This window comes from Mesorhizobium sp. M1004 (assembly GCF_040318795.1).
GTDB lineage: Bacteria > Pseudomonadota > Alphaproteobacteria > Rhizobiales > Rhizobiaceae > Mesorhizobium.
Genome location: NZ_JAMYNB010000025.1, coordinates 14,300 through 32,011 on the forward strand (window position 1 = coordinate 14,300; position 17,712 = coordinate 32,011).

General features: G+C 63.6%; 15 protein-coding genes and 1 tRNA gene. 9 read left to right on the forward strand and 7 right to left on the reverse strand.

Annotated features, from left to right (window positions below):
- Positions 1-38 precede the first annotated feature (38 nt).
- Positions 39-1,109: a multiple monosaccharide ABC transporter substrate-binding protein gene (gene chvE, locus NKH54_RS30710; RefSeq protein WP_023681943.1), complete on the reverse strand. Its 1,071-nt coding sequence runs from the start codon at positions 1,107-1,109 to the stop codon at positions 39-41.
- Between the two features lie 294 nt (positions 1,110-1,403).
- On the opposite strand from chvE, the gene NKH54_RS30715 reads away from it, so the two are divergent.
- Positions 1,404-2,411 (forward strand): LysR family transcriptional regulator, encoded by a 1,008-nt coding sequence (locus tag NKH54_RS30715; RefSeq protein ID WP_023669640.1) that lies wholly within the window; start codon positions 1,404-1,406, stop codon positions 2,409-2,411.
- Positions 2,412-2,415: 4 nt separating this feature from the next.
- On the opposite strand, the gene NKH54_RS30720 is transcribed toward NKH54_RS30715, so the two are convergent.
- Positions 2,416-2,489: transfer RNA gene (locus NKH54_RS30720), tRNA-Gly, on the reverse strand.
- A 180-nt stretch (positions 2,490-2,669) separates the two neighbouring features.
- On the opposite strand from NKH54_RS30720, the gene NKH54_RS30725 reads away from it, so the two are divergent.
- On the forward strand, positions 2,670-2,933 hold the full coding sequence (locus NKH54_RS30725; protein WP_023669641.1) for a DUF6460 domain-containing protein: 264 nt from the start codon (positions 2,670-2,672) through the stop codon (positions 2,931-2,933).
- A 65-nt stretch (positions 2,934-2,998) separates the two neighbouring features.
- On the opposite strand, the gene NKH54_RS30730 is transcribed toward NKH54_RS30725, so the two are convergent.
- A complete protein-coding gene (locus NKH54_RS30730) occupies positions 2,999-3,901 on the reverse strand; it encodes a histone deacetylase family protein (RefSeq protein ID WP_353029593.1) in 903 nt (300 codons plus the stop codon).
- Positions 3,902-4,118: 217 nt separating this feature from the next.
- On the opposite strand from NKH54_RS30730, the gene NKH54_RS30735 reads away from it, so the two are divergent.
- Entirely contained in the window at positions 4,119-5,456 is a 1,338-nt protein-coding gene (locus NKH54_RS30735) for an MATE family efflux transporter (RefSeq protein ID WP_023696686.1), read from the forward strand.
- On the opposite strand, the gene NKH54_RS30740 is transcribed toward NKH54_RS30735, so the two are convergent.
- Both NKH54_RS30740 and NKH54_RS30745 read right to left on the reverse strand, forming a co-directional pair.
- On the reverse strand, positions 5,453-6,523 hold the full coding sequence (locus tag NKH54_RS30740; protein WP_023711402.1) for a quinone-dependent dihydroorotate dehydrogenase: 1,071 nt from the start codon (positions 6,521-6,523) through the stop codon (positions 5,453-5,455). The genes NKH54_RS30735 and NKH54_RS30740 overlap by 4 nt on opposite strands.
- A complete protein-coding gene (locus tag NKH54_RS30745; protein ID WP_023669645.1) occupies positions 6,520-6,870 on the reverse strand; it encodes a DUF952 domain-containing protein in 351 nt (116 codons plus the stop codon). The genes NKH54_RS30740 and NKH54_RS30745 overlap by 4 nt, the downstream gene beginning before the upstream one ends.
- A 105-nt stretch (positions 6,871-6,975) precedes the next feature.
- Here NKH54_RS30745 and NKH54_RS30750 point away from each other — a divergent pair, with 105 nt between their 5' ends.
- Entirely contained in the window at positions 6,976-7,404 is a 429-nt protein-coding gene (locus NKH54_RS30750) for a hypothetical protein (RefSeq protein ID WP_023726826.1), read from the forward strand.
- 117 nt (positions 7,405-7,521) lie between these two features.
- A complete protein-coding gene (locus tag NKH54_RS30755) occupies positions 7,522-8,181 on the forward strand; it encodes a response regulator transcription factor (RefSeq protein ID WP_353029594.1) in 660 nt (219 codons plus the stop codon).
- Between the two features lie 104 nt (positions 8,182-8,285).
- On the opposite strand, the gene NKH54_RS30760 is transcribed toward NKH54_RS30755, so the two are convergent.
- The gene (locus NKH54_RS30760) at positions 8,286-11,789 is read right to left on the reverse strand and encodes a PAS domain-containing hybrid sensor histidine kinase/response regulator (protein ID WP_353029595.1); all 3,504 of its coding nucleotides are present in this window, start codon (positions 11,787-11,789) and stop codon (positions 8,286-8,288) included.
- A 251-nt stretch (positions 11,790-12,040) separates the two neighbouring features.
- Between NKH54_RS30760 and mscL the strand changes: the two genes are divergently transcribed.
- The gene (gene mscL, locus NKH54_RS30765) at positions 12,041-12,460 is read left to right on the forward strand and encodes a large conductance mechanosensitive channel protein MscL (protein ID WP_023681933.1); all 420 of its coding nucleotides are present in this window, start codon (positions 12,041-12,043) and stop codon (positions 12,458-12,460) included.
- Between the two features lie 157 nt (positions 12,461-12,617).
- Complete coding sequence (locus NKH54_RS30770; RefSeq protein WP_023669650.1) at positions 12,618-13,784, forward strand: pyridoxal phosphate-dependent aminotransferase; 1,167 nt, start codon at positions 12,618-12,620, stop codon at positions 13,782-13,784.
- A gap of 17 nt (positions 13,785-13,801) precedes the next feature.
- Here NKH54_RS30770 and hemA read toward each other — a convergent pair whose 3' ends face one another.
- Positions 13,802-15,079 carry a 5-aminolevulinate synthase gene (gene hemA / locus NKH54_RS30775; protein WP_353029596.1) on the reverse strand — a complete coding sequence of 426 codons (1,278 nt, stop codon included), beginning with the start codon at positions 15,077-15,079 and terminating at the stop codon, positions 13,802-13,804.
- A 279-nt stretch (positions 15,080-15,358) separates the two neighbouring features.
- Here hemA and galE point away from each other — a divergent pair, with 279 nt between their 5' ends.
- Both galE and NKH54_RS30785 read left to right on the forward strand, forming a co-directional pair.
- On the forward strand, positions 15,359-16,354 hold the full coding sequence (gene galE, locus NKH54_RS30780) for a UDP-glucose 4-epimerase GalE (protein ID WP_353029597.1): 996 nt from the start codon (positions 15,359-15,361) through the stop codon (positions 16,352-16,354).
- A 104-nt stretch (positions 16,355-16,458) separates the two neighbouring features.
- Positions 16,459-17,709, forward strand: coding sequence for a D-amino acid dehydrogenase (locus tag NKH54_RS30785; RefSeq protein WP_023715345.1), 1,251 nt, complete (start codon positions 16,459-16,461; stop codon positions 17,707-17,709).
- Positions 17,710-17,712: the final 3 nt, after the last annotated feature.

A 17,712-nucleotide genomic window follows, 5' to 3' on the forward strand; every position in this document is an offset into this window, starting at 1 on the left:
GTCCTGCGTCGCGCAGGACCCCTGTCTTTATAAACGGATTACTTCAGTTCGTCGGCCTTGATGTAGCCGGAGTCGACGACCAGTGCCTGGTAGTTCGACTTGTCGACCTCATGCGGCGTCAAAAGGATCGAGGGGACGACCTTGACGTCGTTATTGTAGGTCTTTTCATCGAGGCCGTCCGGCTTGCCGCCCGAGAGCACCTTGTCGACGAGTTCGACGGTGGCCTTGGCCAGTTCGCGGGTGTCCTTGAACACGGTCGAGTATTGCTCGCCCGTGATGATCAGCTTGACCGAAGCGGTCTCGGCGTCCTGGCCGGTCACGATCGGCCACGGCTGGGCGTCGGTGCCGTAACCGACGGCGCGCAGCGAAGCGGTGATGCCGCGCGACAGGCCGTCATAGGGCGAAAGAACGCCATCGACGCGGCTGCCGTCCGAGTAGTTGGCCGACAGCAGGTTGTCCATGCGCGCCTGGGCGGTGGCGGCGAGCCAGCGCAGCGTGCCGACCTTGTCCATGCCGGTCTGGCCGGACTTGATCTTGATCGAGCCGTCATCGATCAGCGGCTGCAGCACCGAGATTGCGCCGTTGTAGAAGAAGAAGGCGTTGTTGTCGTCCGGCGAGCCGCCGAACAGTTCGACGTTCCACGGCTTGGTGTTCGGGAAGCGCTCCTTGAGGCCCTTGACCAGCGAGTTCGCCTGGATCACGCCGACGCCGAAATTGTCGAAGGTGGTGTAGTAATCGACATTGGCGGTCTTCTTGATCAGGCGGTCATAGGCGACGACGACGACGCCGGCGTCAGCGGCCTTCTGCAGCGCGTCCGACAGGGTCGTGCCGTCGATCGAAGCGATGATCAGCGCCTTCGGGCCCTTGGTGATTTCGTTTTCCAGCTGGCTGAGCTGGTTGGGGATGTCGTCCTGCGCGTACTGCAGGTCGACCGTGTAGCCGAGAGCTTCGAGCTGGGACTTGACGGCATCGCCGTCATTGATCCAGCGCTGCGAGGTCTTGGTCGGCATCAGCACGCCGACAAGACCCTTGTCGGCTGCGTGCGCCGAGTAGGTCATGGCAGCGATGCCAAGGGCCGCGACGGCGGCCAGTGTCTTGATGATTTTCACGTAAAACTCTCCCTGGTTGATGGACGCGACACCTCGGGGCTTCGCGGGCCGCGCAGTCGGGCGGATGCACCAAAGCGCCGCCGCCGTCATAATCGATCTCCGGTATCCTCCCAATCGGCCCTCAGTCTTGATTTAAATCGATACGATTTTGCTCGTCATCGACCGTCAAGTCTTGAGGACGCGCGAAAGTGTGACCCTTTGCCATAACTGTCAAATGCGATCTTCGGTGGTTGCTATACCAAAACCGGTATATGACTAAACCGGGCTGGAACAGTGGCGGAAGCGGGAAAAGGCATGGCGGCTTTACGAGGTCCTCAGGGAATTTCAAGCGGTTACGATGAATTGCCGGGCGATGGCGAGACACTTCTGCGTAGCGGCTTGAGCCTGCGTCACATGCGCATGATCGCAGCACTCGACGATCACGGTCGGGTGAGTGCTGCCGCCCAGGTGATGAACATCTCGCAGCCGGCGGCCTCGCGCATGATTTCCGAGATGGAAGCGGTGCTCGAGGTGAAGCTCTGCGAAAGGCTGCCGCGCGGCATCACACTCACCCCTTACGGCAAGGCGCTGGCCCGGCGCGCGCGCTCGATCCTGCTCGAAATGCGCGAGGCCGACCGCGAAATATCGGAGCTCAAGGCCGGCAAGGGCGGCTCGGTGTTCCTTGGCGCGGTGACGGCGCCGGCGATCGAACTGGCGGTCCCGGCGATCCGCGAGATACGCCGCCTCTATCCGCGCATCGAGATTACCATGCAGGTCGAGACGTCGAATGTGCTGGCGCGCGAACTGATCGCCACGCGCCATGATTTCATCATCGCCCGTGTTCCCGAAGACCTCAATCCGCGCCTGTTCGAATCCCGTGTCATCGGCGTCGAGAAGGCCTGCCTGATCGTGCGTCGCGGCCACCCGCTGAGCAATGGCCATCCTCTTAACAATGGGAGGGCGGTGCGGCTGGAGGACACCGCCGCCTTCGACTGGGTGTTCCAGTCGGGCGGGTCGCCGCTGCGCCAGGCGATGGAGAGCAATTTCCTGAACCGCAACATCGCCCTGCCGGACCGCATCCTCAACACCTCGTCGCTGCTGCTCACACTGGTCATGGTGGCGCAGTCCGACGCCATCGCCCCGGTGTCGATCCAGGTGGCAAAATTCATCCAGAACCCCGACGGTCTCGCCGGCGCCATCGATGTCGTCCAGACCGAGTTTGACATCGAGGTCCGCCCCTACAGCCTGATCACGGTGAAGAACCGCGTCCTGTCGCCGGCAGCCAAGATGCTGCACGATTTTATCTTGCGGGAGGTGGGATAGGAACTGGAGCGGGTAGAGGGAATCGAACCCTCGCGTTCAGCTTGGGAAGCTGACAAGCTACCATTACATCATACCCGCGTCGGCCTCTCGATATCATGATGGGCATGCTTCGGGCAATCGCCCTTGGACAGCTCTTCGGAAACGGCTGTTGGAAACCCGACCGATTGCGCCGGTCCGCCTGCCTTGATGCGGGCGCAGCAAGTGCGTATTCGTGGGTTTGTACCCCGAATCCGGGCACACCAATCTGGAGGCAGGCCCTTGTCCACAGTGACGCGCTTTCTCGGTGACTCGCCCGTCAGGGTGATCATCAAGCTGCTGGTCGTGTCGTTCCTCGTCGGCCTGGTCATGAATGCGTTCGGCTGGACGCCGATGGACGTCTTCTACCGCATCCAGGGTTTCTTCATCGATCTGTGGAATCTTGGCTTCAACGCGGTCTATCGCTTCTTGGGCTATATCCTGCTCGGCGCCGCGATCGTCGTGCCGGTGTTCATCCTGCTCAGGGTCGCGAACTACCGCAAGTGAAGCGGAGCATGATCCCGAAAAGTGGCACCGGTTTTCGGAAAAGATCATGCTCAAACCAAGGCCACTCAGGCAAAGTACGACGCCACCTCGAACAGGATGGCGTGGCGCGCGGCGAGCGCTGCGACATCGGTCGAATAGCCGCCGCCGATGACACCGCAGACCGGGATGCCCAGCGCGCGGAAATGACCGATCACCATGGCGTCGCGGGCACGCACGCCGTCATCGCTGAGCGACAGCCGGCCGAGCCGGTCCTCGGCATGCACGTCGACACCGGCATTGTAGAAGACGATGTCCCAGTGCGCCTTGGCCGAGAGCTCCGGCAGGTGGACACCCAGCCGTTCGAGATAGGCGCCATCGCCGGTGCCGTCCGGCAGGGCAACGTCGAGATCGGAGGCAATCTTGCGCACCGGATAATTGCGCTCGCCATGCATGGAAAAGGTGAACGCGCGTGGCTCGTCTTTCAGGATGTCCGCGGTGCCGTCGCCCTGATGCACATCGAGATCGATGATCAGGATGTTTTTCACCGCGTCTTCGGCTAGCAGCACCAGCGAAGCGACGGCAACATCGTTGAAGGTGCAGAAGCCCGCGCCTTGCGCGCGCCGCGCATGGTGGCTGCCGCCGGCGCTGTTGCAGGCAATGCCATTGATAAGCGCCAGTCGCGCCGCCAGCACCGTGCCGCCGGCGGCGAGTTGCGCCCTGAGCGAAACGCGCGGTCCCACGGGAAAGCCGATCTCGCGCTCGATCTTTTCAGGCACTGAACACGTGATGACCTGGTCGACATAATCAGCCGCATGGGCGAGCTTCAGCCAGGAGGCCGGCGCCGGCTCGGGCATCGACAGCGCCCCCGCATGGATCAGACCCCTGATATGCAAGGCCTGCATCAGCAGCGGATATTTGCTCATCGGAAAGCGATGATTGACGGCGAAGCCGGCATCGTAGTCGGGATGATGGACGATCTGCAGGGGCATGGCTAAAGCAATTCCAGGAAAAGTGTGCAGCGGTTTTCCCGGGAGAAGCGCGTAGCGCTTCCCCTTGGGAATTGCTTAAAACCAGTACTCGGATCCGGCGGGCTCGCGCCAGAAGAACATTTCGGTTGGCCGTCACGGCAAGAGTGATTGCGCGGTGGCCGGAAAATGGGGCACATCGGCTGTTCGATCAAGCCGCAATCAGCAAGGCAGCAGTCCCCTGGACACGGGTGCAATCCCAGCCGACGCGAGACCCTTCGCCGTCACCAACCGTTCGGTGCTCGCCATCGCCGTGCCGATGACGCTCGCCTATCTGACGACGCCGCTGCTCGGCATCGTCGACACGGCGGTGGTCGGGCAGTTCGGCGATGCCGCCCTGCTCGGCGGCCTGGCGGCCGGGGCGCTGGTCTTCGACGTGGTCTTCAGCACCTTCAATTTCCTGCGCTCCGGTACCACCGGCCTCGTCGCCCAGGCGTTTGGGCGCGGCGACGAACTGGAGGAGCAGGCGGTGTTCTGGCGCGCCGTGCTGATCGCGGTCGCCGCCGGCATCGTGCTTGTCGTCCTTGCGCCGCTGATTGCCATCGCCGGCCAGAAATTCATCGGCGGCGAAGCGCGCGTCGGCGAGGCGATGGGCGTCTATATCCACATCAGAATGCTCGCCGCCCCCTTCACGCTGATCAACTACGCCATCCTCGGCTATGTCCTTGGACGCGGCGAGGGCGGGCTTGGGCTGATGCTGCAGGCGGTGCTCAACGGCATCAACATCGTGCTTTGCATCCTGCTCGGCCTGAAGCTTGGCTGGGGCGTCGCCGGCGTGGCCTGGGCGACCGTCACCGGCGAATGTCTGGCCATGCTGCTGGGTCTCGCCATCGTTGTCTGGCGCTTCCGGGCCGCACCCCGCCTGCCGCGGCATCGCCTGCTCGACATGCCCGCTTTCCTGCGCATGCTGTCGCTCAACCGCGATATCATGATCCGCTCGTTCTCGCTGCTCGCCGCTTTCGCGCTGTTCACCCGCCAGGGCGCGCAGTTCGGCACGCTGACGCTGGCCGCCAATGCCGTGCTGATGAACTTCTTCCTCGTCGCCGGCTATTTTCTCGACGGTTTCGCGACCGCGGCCGAACAGTTGGCGGGACGCGCGATCGGCGCACGTGCCGAGACGGCGTTCCGCCGGGCGGTACGTCTGACCTTATTCTGGGGGTTCGGCCTCGCCGGAACCGCCACGCTGATCTTCTGGCTCGGCGGCGCCGGCCTGATTTCGTTGATCACCACGTCGCCGGATGTTCGTGCTGTTGCCGACATCTATCTGCCGTGGGCGGCACTGACACCGCTGAGCGGCGTGCTGGCCTTCCAGATGGACGGCGTCTTCATCGGCGCTACCTGGTCGCGCGACATGCGCAACATGATGCTGGTGTCGTTCCTGGCCTTCAGCGCCGCATTGTTCAGCTTGGCGCCGTCTCTCGGCAATCACGGCCTGTGGGCGGCGCTGCACGTTTTCCTGCTGGTGCGCGGCTTCAGCCTGCTGGCCATCCTGCGGCTCCGGTTGCGCACGGCGTTTTAGAGCGGCCTGGCAGCCCACTGATCGAGCCGGCTGTCGCGCAGTTCGCGCAATGATTTCAGCCGCTCCTTGTCGGCAAATCGCACCATCCCGGCAAGGATGCGCCCCGGCAGCGCCGGCCCGGCATAGATCATGCCGGTGTAGAGCTGGACGAGATCGGCGCCGGCGCGGATTTTCTCCAGCGCGTTCTCGGCCGAATCGACGCCGCCGACGCCGATAATGGCGCGCTCCGGCCCGAGCAATTTGCGCATCTTGGCCAGCACGATGGTCGAACGCTCGAACAGCGGTTTGCCGGAGAGCCCGCCGGTCTCGCTGGTGGCGCTACGCAATCCGGTTCGCGCCAGCGTCGTGTTGGAGACGATGACGCCGTCAATCTGCTTCTCGCTGACTTCGGCGGCGATGTCTTCAAGCTCGGCCTCGACCAGATCGGGCGCGATCTTGAGGAAGAGGGGCGGCTGCGCCGAAGCTGCTGCACGCACCGACATGACCCGAGACAACAGTTCGCCGAGCTGTTCGCGCGCCTGCATGGTGCGCAGGCCGGGCGTGTTGGGCGACGAGATGTTGACGGTGAGATAGCTGGCGTATTTCGCAAAACGGGAAACGCCCAACTCATAGTCACGGACACGATCGGCGCTGTCCTTGTTGGCGCCGATGTTGACGCCGACAATGCCGCCGCGTCCCTGGCGCGCGGCAAGGCGTTTTTCCGCCGCCTCGTGGCCCTCATTGTTGAAGCCCAGGCGGTTGATCACCGCATCATCCTCAGTCAGCCGGAAAATGCGCGGCTTCGGATTGCCGGCCTGCGGCAGCGGCGTCACGGTGCCGACTTCGGCAAAGCCGAAGCCGAGGCCAAGCAGCGCGTCGGGCACCTCGGCGTTCTTGTCGTAGCCTGCGGCCATGCCGAGCGGATTGGGGAAGGCGATGCCACAGAGGCTGAGCTTCAACCTGTCGTCGCGCACCGTCCGCGCGCCGACCGGCAGACCGCATCGCAGCGCCGCGATCGACATGCCATGCGCCGTTTCCGGATCGAAGGTGAACAGCAGTTTCTGGCCGATGCGATCGAACACGATCATTCGGCCTCCAGCGCCGGGAATTGATGGGCGCCGTCGGCCCCGAGCGGCAGTGGCCGCACCCACAGCACGGCGCTCATATCGAGCACGCCATAGAGATGCGGGAACAGCGCGCCGCCCCGTGAGACCTCGTATTTCAGCGCGTCACCGAGCAGCGCCCCGTCGATGGCGATCAGCAGCAAATCCATCTGGCCGGCGAAATGCTTCGCCGCCGTCTCCCTGACCTGATCAGCGGTGGAGAAATGGATGAAGCCGTCGGCGATATCGATCGGAGCGCCGGTGAAACGGCCGTTTTTCTCGGCCTCGCGCCAAAGCGCTTCGGGCGCGATCTTGTAGATAATCTGAGACATGGTTGCGCTATAATCCGAACCGATCATGCGGGGAAGGGCAACTCGTCCGCATTTACGGCGCAAAGCTGTGATAGGTTGCGCATACTGGCTCGTGGAGGATGGAACATGCGTCTGCAGCACATACTGATCCCCGCCGCACTGGTCTCGCTGGTTGCGGCATCGGCCTGGTCCGAAGAGACCGACCGCTACCGGCTGGAAAAATCGGCCAACGGCTATGTCCGCATGGACACCCGGACCGGCGCCATGTCGATCTGCGAGGAGCGCTCCGGCCAGCTCGTCTGCAAGATGGCGGCCGACGAACGCGCCGCCTTCCAGGACGAGGTCGAGCGTTTGCAGGCCTCGATGAAGGCCATGGACGAACGCGTCGCCAGGTTGGAGAATTCGCTGTCGGCCCGTCTCGAGTCGAAATTGCCGAGCGAAGAGGATTTCGACAAGACGATGAGCTATATGGAGCGCATGCTGCGTGGCTTCATGGGCATCGTCAAGGAGATGGACAAGGATGACGGCGCCAATCTCAATTCGAAAAAGACCTGAACTGCCCGGCGGGGAAATGCCCCGTCCGGCCATTGCCGCTTGAAACAAAGCGCTTCGCCGCATAATCGTCCGGTCCCGTAAAAGCCGATAATCAATAAGGGATTTGGGGAGGAACATTTGCCGTCGGGCTACACCTTCGTCATTGCCGACGACCATCCGCTGTTCCGCGGCGCCTTGAAAGAGGCGCTTGCCGGCGTCGGCGATGTCGCCGCCATTCACGAGGCCGGCGATTTCGAAAGCGCCAAGGCGCTGGTCGTGGCCCATGAGGATGTCGACCTCGTGCTGCTCGATCTGTCGATGCCGGGCGCCAGCGGCCTGTCCGGCTTGATCGCGCTGCGCGGCATCCACCCGGCGGTGCCCCTTGTGGTGGTGTCGGCGCATGACGACCCGGTGACCATCCGGCGTGCGCTCGATCTCGGCGCATCCGGCTTCATCTCCAAATCGGCCAGCATGGAGGAAATCCGCAGCGCTGTGCAATCGGTGCTGGTAGGCGATATCGCAGCCCCCGTCGGCATCGACCTCGGCGTCGAGCGCGACCCGGAAATATCCGACCTGATCAAGCGGCTGCAGGCGCTGACACCGCAGCAGACGCGTGTCCTCGGCATGCTGGCCGAAGGCCTGCTCAACAAGCAGATCGCCTACGAGCTCAGCGTCTCCGAAGCGACGGTCAAGGCGCATGTTTCGGCCATCCTGCAGAAGCTCGGCGTCGACAGCCGCACCCAGGCGGTGATCCAGCTGTCCAAGATCGGCAGCGATCCGTTGCAGCCAGCAGGCTAAAGCGCATCGCGCTGAACGGATTCATGCGACCCGCTTTAGCTCTTGTTCGATGCATGTCGTGGTCCCAGAACCGGGGCACACTTCTGGGCGACATGCATTGAACCCTACTCGGCCGCCGATGCCAGCGGCCTGACCCTTGCCATCATGGAACGCAGCACGGCCGGCTTCAGCGGCTTGTTGATCACCGGCACGTCCAGGGCGGCGGCAGCGGCACGGACCTCGGTGGAGCGGTCGGCGGTGACCAGCACGGCCGGCAGGTCCGAACCATGGATGTCACGCAGGCGGGCGATGATGTCGAGGCCGCTTCTGCCATCGAGATGATAGTCGGCAAGCACGATGTCGGGACGATCGGCCCTGCCAAAATCCTCCGAACCCGAAAACGTGCCGATGCTGCAGCCCCAGCCCTCGAGCAGAAGCCGCATGCCGTCGAGGATGCGGGCGTCGTTGTCGATGCACATGACGCGCAGGCCGGCCAGCGAATTCGCGGTGCGGGCAGGCGCCTTCGGCTCGACCTCGCGCCGCGGCGCCTCAACCGCCGCAACCGGCAGGATAACGGAAAAGCGCGTACCCTTGCCCGGGTTGGAAAAGATCTGGATCTCGAGCCGCAGCACCCGCGCGATGCGGTCGACGATGGACAGGCCAAGGCCGAGACCTTCGGCCTCGCGCACGCCTTCGTCCAGCCGGGTGAACTCGTTGAAGACCGTGTTCAGCTTGTCGCCGGCAATGCCGATGCCAGTGTCGATCACCTGGATTTCGGCGAGTTCGCCGCGCCGTCGCACGCCGACCAGGATGCGGCCATGGGGGGTGTATTTGATGGCGTTGGAGACCAGATTCTGGATCAGCCGGCGCAGCAGGTTGCGGTCCGTCAACACGCTGAGTGACGAGGCTATGATCGTCAGATCGAGTTTCTTTTCGGCGGCGAGCGGCTGAAAATCATTGCCGATCTGGCGCAGCAGCCCGTCCAGGCGGAAGGCGCTGTCATCGGGTTTCATCGCGCCGGCGTCGAGGCGGGAAATGTCGAGCACGGCGCCCAGGATCGTCTCGACCGATTCCAGCGAGGATTCGATGTTGATAGCAGCCTTCCCGGCCGGGCCCTTGCCGGCCTTTTCGATCAGCGACGAGCAGTAGAGACGGGCGGCGTTCAGCGGCTGCAGGATGTCGTGGCCAGCGGCGGCGAGGAAGCGCGTCTTGCCCAGATTGGCCTCCTCGGCCAGCATCTGCGCCTGCGCCAGCTCCTCATTGACCCGGGTCAACTCCTCGTTAACCCTAGTCAGTTCGATGGTCCGCGTCTTGACCCGCTGCTCCAGCGATTCATTGGCCCGCTTCAGCGCCAAATCCTGTTCGACGCGTCCTGATATGTCGGCATAGGTGGCGACGATTCCGCCGTCCGGCATCGGGTTGGAGCGCAGTTCGAGGATACGGCCACTGGTCTTCAACTCCATCTGCCATGGGCTGACGAAGCTGGTCAGCCGGTTGAGCATCGCTACGCGCTGGTCGGCCGGAATATCGCCGCGCTCGGCAAGGTGGCGCAGGATGCGGTCGAGCGAGACGCCGACCTGGCCCATCTCGTCGGGCAGGTCGAACAGCGCGCGATATTGTCTGTTCCAGCAGATCAGACGAAAATCGCGGTCGAATACGGTGATGCCCTGCTCCATCTGGTCGAGCGCGATCTGCAGCAGGTCGCGATTGTGCTGCAGCGCTTCGGTGGCGTCGTCGAGCAGGCGAAAGGCGTCCTTGGACTCGCGGTCGTTGCGGCGAAACAGCAGCGACAGGATCAGCCGCGCCGAAGACGAGCCGACCGCGCTCGCCAGCAGCTGCTCGGAAAAGCGGATGACATCCATGCTGGCCTGCTCATTGCCGTGCAGCGAGACGCCATTGCTTTTCTCGAAGGATTGGAAGGAGCGCTCGGTGCGCTCGACGCCGAGGTAGCGCGAGATGGTGTCCTTCAGCACGTTGACGGTGATGGCGGTGCGGAAGCGGCGCAGGCTGGGCATCGGGCCGGATTCGCGCGGCACGAAGATCGACGCCTGGATCCGCTCCAGCGGCACTGACGCGCGCGACAGCGAGCCGAGCACGAAGAACAGCGTGTTGACCGACAGGCTCCAGAGCACGCCGTGGTTCAACGGTTCGGCGACGGTGCCGAACAGAGCCTGCGGCCGCAGCGCCTCGAAACCGAACAACCCCTGCACGACGATGTCCGCGTCGGCTGCCGAGAGCGACGGCAAAAGCAGCGTATAGCCCCAGACGAGGATGCCGGCGACCATGCCAAGGGCCGCGCCGCGGCCATTGGCGCCGCGCCAGATCAGCCCGCCGATCAGCGCCGGCGCGAATTGGGCGATTGCCGCGAACGACATCAGGCCGATCGACGACAGCCGCGCCGAGTTGGTGCTTTCGCGGTAGTAGAGGAAGGCAATGAACAACAGGATGAAGATGGCGCCGCGCCGCACGTTGAGGATCAGCGTCGACCAATCCTCATTCTCAGAGGTCGTGGTCTTGAGCAGGCGGCGCACGAACAGCGGGATGACGAGGTCGTTGGAGATCATGATCGACAGCGCCACGCTTTCGACGATCACCATGGCGGTCGCCGCCGATAGCCCACCGATGAAGGCGGCCATGGCGAGGAAGTCATGGCCGCCGAACAAGGGCAGCGCCAGCACATAGAGGTCACTGGTGGTTTTGGTGCCGACCAGCGCCAGGCCGGCGAAGGCGATCGGCAGCACGAACAGGTTTATCGCCACGAGATAGAGCGGAAACACCCAGGTCGCGGTGCGCAGTTCGGCCTCGCCGCGGTTCTCGACGATGGTGACGTAGAACTGGCGCGGCAGCATGATGATGGCAAAGCCGCTCAGGCAAGTCAGCACCAGCCAGGTGGCGAGCGAGGTGTTGTAGCCCATGGCTTGCCGCACCTGGCTGTTTTCGGCCAGCTTGTCGATCATGTCGCCCGGGCCACCGAAGATCAGGAAGGTGACCATCAGGCCGATCGCCAGGAAGGCGGCGAGCTTGACCACGGTTTCGACCGCCACCGCCAGCACCAGCCCGTCCTGGTGCTCGGTGGCGTCGGCATGGCGGGTGCCGAACAGCACCGCAAACAGCGCCAAGAGCATGGCCACCACCAGCGAGATGTCGCTGACGAAGGGATCGAAGGAGGGCGGCGATCCCGTATAATGCTCGACCATCAGGCCGACCGAACCGGAGATCGCCTTCAATTGCAGTGCGATATAGGGCACCGCGCCGATGGTGGCGATCAGCGTGGCGATCGCCGAGACGGCAAAGCTCTTGCCATAGCGGGCGCCGAGGAAGTCGGCGATCGAGGTGATCTTCTCGCTCTTGGCCAGCCGCACGATGCGATTGAGCAGCGGAAAGCCGAACACGAACACCAGCACCGGGCCGGTATAGATGCCGAGAAATTCGAGGCCGCGCTCGGAGGACAGGCCGACCGAGCCGAAGAAGGTCCAGGAGGTGCAGTAGATGGCGAGGCTGAGTGCATAGATGAAGGGCCGGGCGTGGCCGGGTCCCGACGCCGTCGACCGCCGGTCGCCAAGGCTAGCGATGGCGAACAGCAGCGTCACATAGGCGACGGCAATGATGACGATGAACCAGCCCTGCACGGCCCGAAAATCCTCCTCGGCCAGCTTTCACCCCGGCCTGCCCAGAGGCAATCACAGCTCTAAGGTCAAGTCCATCGCGGCTTTCGGCGCATGGTCGCGACGCCGCCCTGTCGAACCGTGAACCAAGGTAAGGAGAAAGCGGTGTTTTCCAGCTTTTGCTTCTGTTGCAACCGCAGGTTTTTGTTATGGTGCGCACGGGCCGACGCCGGAGGGACGGCGGCAGCGCGGTCCGTCATGACAAGGAGGGTCGAATGCTGAAAGAATTCCAGGAATTCATTTCCAAAGGAAATGTGATGGACCTTGCGGTCGGCGTCATCATCGGCGCGGCCTTCAGCAAGATCGTCGATTCTCTTGTCAATGACATCATCATGCCTTTCATCGGCGCACTTGGTGGCGTCGACTTTTCCAACTACTTCATAGGCCTCTCATCAACAGTGCATTCGACCAATCTTGCCGACGCGCGTAAGGAAGGCGCGGTGTTCGCCTACGGCAATTTTATCACCGTGGCGCTGAATTTCGTCATCCTGGCTTTCATCATCTTCCTGATGGTCAAGGCCGTGAACAACATGCGCAAGCGGCTCGAGCGGGAGAAGCCGGCCGCACCTGCGGCTCCGCCGCCGGCTGACGTCGCACTGCTCACCGAAATTCGCGATCTCCTCGCCAGGAAATAGACAAGGCCAGATTTCTGGACCAAAACCCCGGTCGTTCGCGGCCGGGGTTTTCTGTTGCCGCATCTGCTAAGAGCATCCGCCAATGCATGTCGCCCATAAGTGCGCAGCGGTTCTGGATAATGACATGCATCAAAGCAGACATCAAAACGGACCTGTCATGACCCTGATCGATAGCTTGCGCGCCGAAGCGGTGGCCGCCCCCGAAAGCGGCATTGTCGCCGTCGTCAATTACGGCCGTACGCGCGAGGGCATGATCCCGCTCTGGGCCGGTGAAGGCGATTTGCCGACGCCTGCCTTCATTTCGGAAGCCGCCGCCAAGGGGCTCGCCAATGGCGAGACCTTCTATACCTGGCAGAAAGGCATTCCGGAGCTGAGGCAAGCGCTTTCCCGCTACTATGCCAGGCATTTCGGCAAGAGCTTCGCCGAAGAGGAATTCATCGCCACCGGTTCCGGCATGCATGCCATTCAGTTGGCATTAGCAGCGGTCGCCGGCAGCGGCGACGAGGTGGTCTATCTCTCCCCGGCTTGGCCGAATTTCGCCGCCGCCGCCGGTATTTCCGGCGCTACCCCGGTTGCGGTCACGCTCGACCAGTCCGGCAATGGCTGGTCCTGCGATGTCGACAAGATTGCAGCTGCGGTGACGCCGCGCACCAAGGCGCTGTTCGTCAACACGCCATCGAACCCGACCGGCTGGACGGCCGATAAGGAAACGCTGCAGGCGATCCTGAATCTCGCCCGCCAAAAGGGTCTGTGGATCATCGCCGACGAGATCTATTCGCTGTTCCACTACGGCCACGGCCGTGCGCCGTCCTTCCTCGACATTTCGACCGCGGAAGACCGCATCCTGTTCGTCAACTCCTTTTCCAAGAACTGGGCGATGACCGGCTGGCGCGTCGGCTGGATCAAGACCCATCCCGAGCTGCAGCAGGTGTTCGAGAACCTGATCCAGTATTCGACCTCAGGCGTCGCCCAGTTCATGCAGCGCGGCGCCGTCGCGGCGCTGGACCACGGTGATGCCTTCATCGTCGAGCAGGTGGAGCGCGCCAGGAAAGCGCGCGACCTGGTCTGCGATATTCTCGGCGCAACCGGCAAAGCGCGCTTCACCGTGCCGCAAGGCGCGTTCTATTTGTTTTTCACGGTCGACGGCATCACCGATCCGCGCCGGGCTGCTTTCGACATCGTCGACAAGGCCAATGTCGGCCTGGCGCCGGGCACCGCCTTCGGCCCTGGCGGAGAGGCGTTTTTGCGCCTGTGCTTCCACCGCCGCCTCGACCAGCTCGAGGAAGCGGCACATCGCTTGGCGGGATGGATGAGGACGGTTTGAGGTGATGGGCGGCGGCTTCAGCCGCCCGACTTCGGCACAAGCAGCGGCACAATCCGGTCGCTCTTGGCGACAGTGGGCCGTCCGGCGGAGCCGTAGGGAATGCCCAGCGCATCCCATGTCTCGACCAGCGCGTCCTGCAGTCCCGCAATCAGGGCATCGGTATGGAACGGCGTCGGCGTGATGCGCAGCCGCTCGGTGCCGCGCGGCACGGTCGGATAGTTGATCGGCTGGATGTAGATGCCGTGCACGCCGAGCAGACGGTCGCTGGCCATCTTGCAGAGTTCGGGGTCACCGACCAGCACCGGCACGATGTGTGTCGGCGATTCCATCACCGGCAGGCCGGCTGCAGACAGAATCTCCTTGGTCCGCGACGCCTGGCGCTGTTGCGCATCGCGCTCGGCCTGCGAGCGCTTGAGGTGGCGGATGGACGTGGTGGCGGCGGCGGCGACGGCCGGCGGCAGCGCCGTGGTGAAGATGAAGCCCGGAGCATAGGAGCGCACCGCGTCGATGACGGCGCTGTTGCCGGCGATATAGCCGCCCAGCGTGCCGAACGCCTTGGCCAGCGTGCCTTCGATGATGTCGATGCGGTCGGCCAGCCCCTCGCGCTCGGTGATGCCGCCGCCGCGCGGTCCGTACATGCCGACGGCATGGACCTCGTCAATATAGGTCATGGCGTTGTAGCGTTCGGCGAGCTCGACGATCTGCTTGATCGGCGCGATGTCGCCATCCATCGAATAGACGCTCTCGAACACGATCAGCTTGGCGCGTTCGCGGCCTGCGACCTGCAGCAGGCTTTCGAGATGCGCGACGTCGTTGTGGCGGAAAATCTTCTTTTCGGCGCCCGAGCGCCGTACGCCTTCGATCATCGAGGCATGGTTGAGCTCGTCCGAAATGATCAGGCAATTGGGCAAAAGCCGCGCAATGGTTGAGATCGAGGCCTCGTTGGAGACGAAGCCGGAGGTGAAGACGAGCGCGGCTTCCTTGTCGTGCAGGTCGGCCAGTTCCAGCTCGAGTTCGACCAACGGGTTCGAGGTGCCGGAAATGTTGCGGGTGCCGCCGGCGCCCGAACCCATCTTGCCGGCCGCGTTCTGGAAAGCGGCAATGACATCGGGGTTCTGGCCCATGCCGAGATAGTCGTTGGAGCACCAGACGGTGATTTCCTCGGCGCGGCCGTTTGAACGCCAGATGGCGCGCGGAAACTTGCCGACAATGCGCTCGAGATCGGCGAAAACCCGGTAGCGCCGCTCGGCGTGGAGCTGGTCGATCGCTTCCTCGAAGAACCGCTGATAGTTCATGTCGCCTTCCCAGTTTTGCGCGGGATCATAATCGTTGGCCCATTCGTCGTCCACCGGGCCGTTTTGGTCAAAATGCCACGCCCCAAGCCTGTTCCTAACGATGCCAGATCGTGGCCTATTCCCTTGATGTGGATCAATTTTGTGTCCGTACGATGCCACAGGCCGGTGAGACTGTTACGGATTTAACATTCAGGCGTTTCTAATGGCCTTGCCGCAGGCTTTCCAGTAAGGCGGTGATTGAGACAGTTTCCGACAAATTACGAGTAAAAGAGGACGCGGATGACGGTTTTGGTAACGGGCGGCGCCGGCTATATCGGCAGCCACATGGTCTGGGAACTGCTGGATGCCGGCGAGAGCGTCGTCGTTCTCGACCGCCTTTCCACGGGCTTCGAATGGGCGGTAGCGCCGGAAGCCAAGCTTGTCGTCGGCGATGTCGCCGATAGGGAATTGGTCGGCCAGATCATCCGGGATAACAAGGTCGACGCGATCATCCACTTCGCCGGTTCCATCGTGGTGCCGGAATCGGTTGCCGATCCGCTCGCCTATTACGAGAACAACACCTCCAAGACCCGTACGCTGATCGAAACCGCGGTGCGCGAGGGCGTGCCGCATTTCATCTTCTCCTCGACCGCCGCCGTCTATGGCGGCGCCGGCCTGGAGCCGGTGCGCGAGGATGCCCGCCTGGCGCCGGAATCGCCCTACGGCCTGTCCAAGCTGATGAGCGAATGGATGCTGCGCGATGCAGCGCTTGCGCATCCCTTGCGCTACACGGCGCTGCGCTACTTCAACGTCGCCGGCGCCGATCCCAGCGGCCGGACGGGGCAGTCGACGCCTGGCGCCACGCATCTGATCAAGGTCGCCTGCGAGACCGCGCTCGGCAAACGCCCCTTCATGCAGGTGTTCGGCACCGATTATCCGACGCCGGACGGCACCTGCATGCGCGATTATATCCATGTCAGCGACCTGGCTGCGGCGCACCGGCTGGCGCTGCAGCGGCTGCGCGCCGGCGGCGGCAGCCTCGTCGCCAATTGCGGCTACAGCCACGGCTATTCGGTGCTCGAGGTCATCGACAGCGTGCGGCGCGCCTTCGGCCGGGATTTCGAGGTCAAGATGGGCGACCGGCGCCCCGGCGACGCCGCCGCCGTGGTTGCCAATTCGGACCTTGCACGCGCCGAACTCGGCTGGACCCCGCAACGCGACGACCTCGACCAGATCGTCGCCGATGCGCTCGCCTGGGAGCGTATCCTCACCGGCAAGAACTCCGCGCGGGGCTGAGCCGGGCACTTCCGAGGGCTCGCAAGGCGCGCGGCGAAGCGCTATTGAAGGCATTGGCGATGCGGCGTGGAGGCGCTGCGCCGCGAAGAGCTTTGGGGGGTGGCATGAAGATAACGGTGCTTGGAGCCGGTGTTGTCGGCACCGCGGCCGCGTATTATCTGGCCGCCGACGGCCATGAGGTCACCGTTATCGAGCGCCATCCGGCGCCGGCGCGCGGCACCAGCCAGTCCAATGCCGGTCTGGTGTCGCCGGGCGACGCCACCGCCTGGGCCTCGCCAGCGGCGCTGAAGACCTTCCTGCGCGCGCTCTGGAACCATGATCTCGGCATCAAGGTCAGGCTGCGCTTCGATCCTTATTTCCTCGCCTGGAGCCTGCGCTTCCTGCGCCAGTGCACGGTGGCGCGCCTGCGCGCCAACAGCCAGGTCAAACTGCGCCTGGCGCTCTATTCGCGCGACTGCATCAACGCGCTCTCCGACGCCACCGGCATCCACTATGACGAGCGCAAGAAGGGCATTCTTTATTTCTTCCGCTCGCAGCACAGCCTCGACACCGGCACCGACAACTACCAGTTTCTCGCGAAGCATGGCCTGCCGATCGAGATCGTCGGCCGCGACCGGCTGGTCGAACTGGAACCCGGCCTTGCCGGCGTCAAGGAAAAAATTGCCGGCGGCGTTTATTCGCCAATCGACCAGACCGGGGATTCCAGAATATTCGTCGACGGGCTCGCCGCCTATGCCGCCGAAAAGCTCGGCGTCAGATTCCTGTTCGACACCACGGTCGAGGGGCTCGACATAGAGGGCGACTGGGTGCGTGCGGTCATGACATCGGCCGGCCCGGTGACGGGCGACGCCGTCGTCATCGCCATGGGCCCCGAGAGCGGCCTGATCGGTCGCCGCTACGGTATCGACCTGCCCGTCTATCCGGTTAAAGGCTATAGCGCGACCATCCCGCTGGAGGACGAGAGCAAGGGACCGACCATGGGCGGCGCCGACGAGGACCGGCTGGTTGGTTACTCCAGGCTCGGAAACCGCCTGCGCATGTCCTCGACAGCCGAGTTCACCGGCTTCGACCGCAGCTTCAAGCCCAGCGACTTCAAGTCCATGCTGAGCACCGGCAAAGACCTTTTCCCCGGCGCTTTCGACGAGAAGAAGGCGCTGCTTTGGGCGGGCCTGCGACCAATGATGCCGAACTCGGTGCCGGTCATCGGTCAGGCCAAATATCGCAACCTCTATCTCGACACTGGGCATGGCCATGTCGGCTGGACGATGGCCTGCGGCTCGGGCAAGTTCCTGGCCGACCTCGTCGCCGGCCGCAAGCCGGAGATCGACCCCCAAGGGCTGGTCTACGGGAGCTGAGCG